Here is a 4946-nt window from a genome sequence, read left to right on the forward strand (position 1 = left end):
CCCCGCTCGATCGTGCTCTCCGGTGTGGCCGACGACGTTACCGCCGTCGCGGCGCACTTCGAGAAGTCGAAGCAGTTGCGGGTCAGTCACGCGTTCCACTCGGTGCTGATGGAGCCGATGCTGGCCGAGTTCGCCTCGGTTGCGGCGACGCTGACGTACGAGTCGCCGCGCATCCCTGTCGTGTCGAACCTGACCGGGCAGGTCGCCGAAGCACAGGACGCGGCGTACTGGGTGGGGCACGTGCGCGAGGCGGTCCGGTTCGCCGACGGGATCACCACACTGGAAGGTTTCGGTGTCAGCACGTTCGTGGAGATCGGCCCCGACGGGGTCCTCTCCGCGATGGGCGCCGACTGCGCCGCTGACGCGGTGTTCGTACCCCTGCAACGCTCTGACCGGGACCAACCGACCACGCTGCTCACCGCCCTCGCGCAGGCCTACGTGCGCGGCGTCGCTGTCGACTGGACACCCTGCTACCCCGGCGCACGGCGCGTCGACCTGCCCACCTACTCCTTCCAGCACGAGCGGTACTGGCCGGACACCGTGCGGCCCGCCGCCACCGGCCCACAACCCGCCGACGTCCGCTTCTGGGACGCCGTCGAACGCGCCGACCTCGACCTGATCGCCGGCGACCTCGACAGCGCCGCCCGCGAGGTGCTCGACGCCGCCCTGCCGGTCCTCTCCACCTGGCGGCACCGGAGCAGGCAGCACGACACCCTCAGCACCTGGCGGTACCGGGTCACCTGGAAGCCGTTCCCGTCCGACCCGGCACCGGCCCTCACCGGCACCTGGCTGCTGGTGTCGCCCAGCGACGACACCCGATGGGTACAGACCGCGCTGGAGGAGCACGGCGCGAACGTCATCACCACGACAGTCGACGACACCACCACCGACCGTGGCGTGCTCACCGACCAGCTCTGGCAGATCGTCTCGGAGACCCCCGACCTGGCCGGTGTCGTCTTCCTCCAGGCCCTGCACGACAGCGACGGAGGTGACCCCGCGCTGTCGACGCTGCGCCTGCTACAGGCACTCGGCGACAGCGGCGGCGCGGGCGCACCGCTCTGGTGCCTCACCCGAGGCGCCGTCACCGTTGACCGGGACGACCCGCTGCGCCGGCCGTCCCAGGCGACCGTCTGGGGCTTCGGCCGGGCCGTCGCCCTCGACCACCCCCGACGCTGGGGCGGGCTCGTCGACCTGCCCGAACACATCGACGAGCGCACCGCCGGTGACCTGGCCTCCGTGCTCGCCGCCGGCAACGAGGACCAGGTAGCCATCCGGCGTAACGGTTCGCACGGGCGTCGCCTCGTCCGCATCGCCGCCGACACCGACGGCCCCTCCTGGCGGCCCGCCGGCACCGTCCTCATCACCGGCGGTACGGGTGGTCTCGGAGCGCACGTCGCCCGCTGGGCGGCCCGGTCCGGCGCGGAACACCTGGTCCTGACCAGTCGGCGCGGAACGGCCGCGCCCGGCGCCGCGGAGCTCTCCGCCGAACTGCAGAGCCTCGGCGCCCGGGTGACCATCGCGGCGGTCGACGTCACCGACCGGTCCGCGGTCGCCGACCTGCTCCTCGACGTACACGCCGGACCCACACCGCTGCGGGCCGTCGTGCACGCGGCCGGGGTCGACCACCCCACCCCACTCGACGACTGCACCGCCGAAGAGTTCGCGGCGGTCACCCGGGTCAAGGTGGACGGCGCAGCCCACCTCGACGACCTGCTCGCCGGCCACGACCTCGACGCGTTCGTGCTGTTCTCCTCGATCGCCGGAATCTGGGGCAGCGGCGGGCAGAGCGGTTACGCGGCCGCCAACGCCTACCTGGACGCGCTCGCCGAGCACCGGCGTGCGACCGGGCTTCCCGCCACCGCCGTCTCCTGGGGCCCCTGGTCCGGGGCGGGCATGGCCGACGACCCCGCCGTCGAGGAACGCCTACGCCGACGCGGTCTGCTGCCACTCGACCCGGAGGCGGCCATCGCGGCCCTGGCCCGGGCGGTCGCCGGGACCGACGCCACCACCACTGTCGCCGACGTCGACTGGGCGAAGTTCACCCCGGCGTACACCATGGCCCGCCGCAGCGGGCTGCTCGCCGACCTGCCGGAGGCTCGCGACGCGCTGGCGGGTGCGGAGGCCGACGGCCCGGCGAGCGGCACCGACACGGTGGCGGCGCTGCGCGACAAGCTCACGGCCCTGCCCGAGCAGGACCGGGAAAAGCACTTGCTCGACCTGGTACGCACGGCCGCGGCGACGGTGCTCGGCCACTCCTCGGTCGACAGCATCCCGCCGACCCGGGCGTTCCGGGAACTCGGCTTCGACTCCCTCGCCGCGGTCGAGGTCCGCAACCACCTGAGCCGGGAGACCGGCCTGAAACTGCCCGCCACGCTGGTCTTCGACCGGCCCACCGCGACAGTGCTCGCGCGGTACCTCAAGAACGAGCTCCTGCCCGACACCGCGACGGTCCTGCCCACCGCTGCCGAACTCGACCGGCTCGAACTGGCGCTGACCAGCCGGGACGTCGACGACAGCGGACGAGCCCGCATCGTCCTGCGCCTGCAGAGCCTGCTGGCGAAGCTGAACACCGGCGGGGCCGACACCGATGGCGTCCCGGACGCCCTCGCCGACGCCTCCGACGACGAGTTGTTTGACCTGGTCGACAACGACCTCGGTCTGTAACGCCGGACATCCTTCCCCCGCCGGCCCGAGCAAGGAGCGTTCTGATGGCGGACGAACTACGCCTGCGCGAATCCCTCAAAAAGGTGATCAACGAGTTGCAGCGCACCCGCGACCAGGTGCGCGACCTCGAAGCCGCGGACCGCGAGCCGATCGCGATCGTCGGGATGGCCTGCCGGTACCCGGGCGGTATCACCACCCCGGCGGACCTGTGGCGGATCGTCGCCGACGGCGCCGACGTGGTCTCCGGGCTGCCCGACGATCGCGGCTGGGACCTCGCCGCCCTGGCCGGCGACCCGGACGACCGTGGCTCCTCGCACACCGCGCAGGGCGGATTCATCGACGGCGTCGCCGACTTCGACGCCGCGTTCTTCGGGATCAGCCCGCGTGAGGCCCTGGCCATGGACCCGCAACAGCGGCTCCTGCTGGAGGTGTCGTGGGAGGCGATCGAACGCGCCGGCATCGACCCCGCGTCGCTGTCCGGGTCGCGTACCGGCGTGTTCGCGGGCACCAACTCGCACGACTACTCGACACTGCTGATGGGCGCGGCCGACGACGGCCTCGACGGCTACCTGGCCACCGGCAACGCGGCCAGCGTGGCGTCCGGACGGGTCGCTTACGCACTGGGCCTGGAAGGGCCGGCGGTCACCGTCGACACGGCCTGCTCGTCGTCGCTCGTCGCGTTGCACCTCGCCGCACAGGCGCTGCGGCGCGGTGAGTGCTCCCTCGCGCTGGCCGGCGGCGCCGTCGTCATGGCCACCCCCGGCACGTTCGTCGAGTTCTCCCGGCAGGGCGGCCTCGCCGGTGACGGCCGGTGCAAGGCGTTCGCCGCGGCGGCCGACGGCACCGGCTGGGCCGAGGGCGCGGGAATGCTGCTGGTGGAGCGCCTCTCCGACGCCGTCCGCAACGGCCACCGGGTGCTCGGCGTGGTACGGGGAACCGCTGTCAACCAGGACGGCGCCTCGAACGGACTCACCGCCCCCAACGGACCCGCCCAGGAACGCGTGATCCTCCAGGCGCTCGCCGCCGCCGGACTCTCCACGGCCGAGGTCGACCTGGTGGAGGCGCACGGCACCGGCACCACCCTCGGTGACCCGATCGAGGCGCAGGCACTGCTCGCCACGTACGGCCAGGAGCGCCCCGCCGACCAGCCGCTGTGGCTCGGGTCGATCAAGTCGAACATGGGCCACGCGCAGGCTGCCGCCGGTGTCGCCGGGATCATCAAGGTCGTCCACGCGATGCGGCACGAGACGATGCCGCGGACCCTGCACGTCGACGAGCCGACGTCGGACGTGGACTGGTCGACCGGTGCGGTGGAGCTGCTCACCGATGCCCGGCCGTGGCCGGCGGGGGAGCGCCCACGTCGGGCCGGGGTGTCGTCGTTCGGCATGTCCGGCACCAACGCCCACGTGATCATCGAGGAGCCGCCGGTCATACCTGTGGCCGAGTCGGTCGCGACGGATCCCGGCGCGCCCTGGTTGTTGTCGGGGCGCACCGCGACGGCGATCGCCGACCAGGCCGACAGGTTGTCGGACGTGAACGCGGATGCCTCGTCGGTGGCGTCGTCGCTGTCGTCGCGTGCTGTCTTCGACCACCGGGCGGTCGTGCTCGGCCCGGATCACCGAGCGGGATTGGCGGCGTTGGCTGAGGGGTTGCCGTCGAGCGCTGTGGTGTCCGGCTCGGCCCACCCGGACGCGGGTGTGGTGTTCGTCTTCCCGGGCCAGGGTTCACAGTGGGTGGGTATGGCCGCCGGGTTGTTGGATGCCGAGCCGGTGTTCGCGGCTCGGATCGCGGAGTGTGCGGCGGCGCTGGCGCCGTTCGTGGACTGGAACCTCCTGGACGTGCTGCGCTCCGACGATCCGTTGGAGCGGGTGGATGTGGTGCAGCCGGTGTTGTGGGCGGTGCACGTGTCCCTGGCGGAGGTGTGGCGGTCCAAGGGTGTGGTGCCGGATGCGGTGATCGGTCATTCGCAGGGTGAGATCGCGGCGGCCTGTGTGGCCGGGGTGCTGTCGCTGGGTGACGCCGCGAAGGTCGTCGCCCTGCGCAGTCAGGCCCTGCTGGCGATCGCCGGTAGTGGCGGGATGGTGTCGGTCAGCGCCGGCCTGGACCTGGTCACACCCCTGTTGACCGAGGGTGTCAGTGTCGCGGTCGTCAACGGTCCGACCAGTGTGGTGGTGGCCGGTGCGGACCTGGACGCGTTCCTGGCCGCCGCCGTACCTGCGCCACGACATGGTCACCTACGGGCGGGGCGTGCTCGGCGAGTACAGCGCGGCGTTCTCGTTGAG

General features: G+C 72.5%; 2 protein-coding genes. Both read left to right on the forward strand.

Annotated elements, in window-relative coordinates:
- Window positions 1–2664: SDR family NAD(P)-dependent oxidoreductase (locus ACWCO3_RS31430; RefSeq protein ID WP_450013514.1), on the forward strand; the 2664-nt coding region annotated here is incomplete at its 5' end.
- 44 nt (window positions 2665–2708) lie between these two features.
- Window positions 2709–4946, forward strand: a 2238-nt coding sequence (locus tag ACWCO3_RS31435; RefSeq protein WP_450013516.1) for a type I polyketide synthase, incomplete at its 3' end; no start/stop codon positions are given.

This window comes from Micromonospora sp. NPDC002411 (assembly GCF_053592955.1).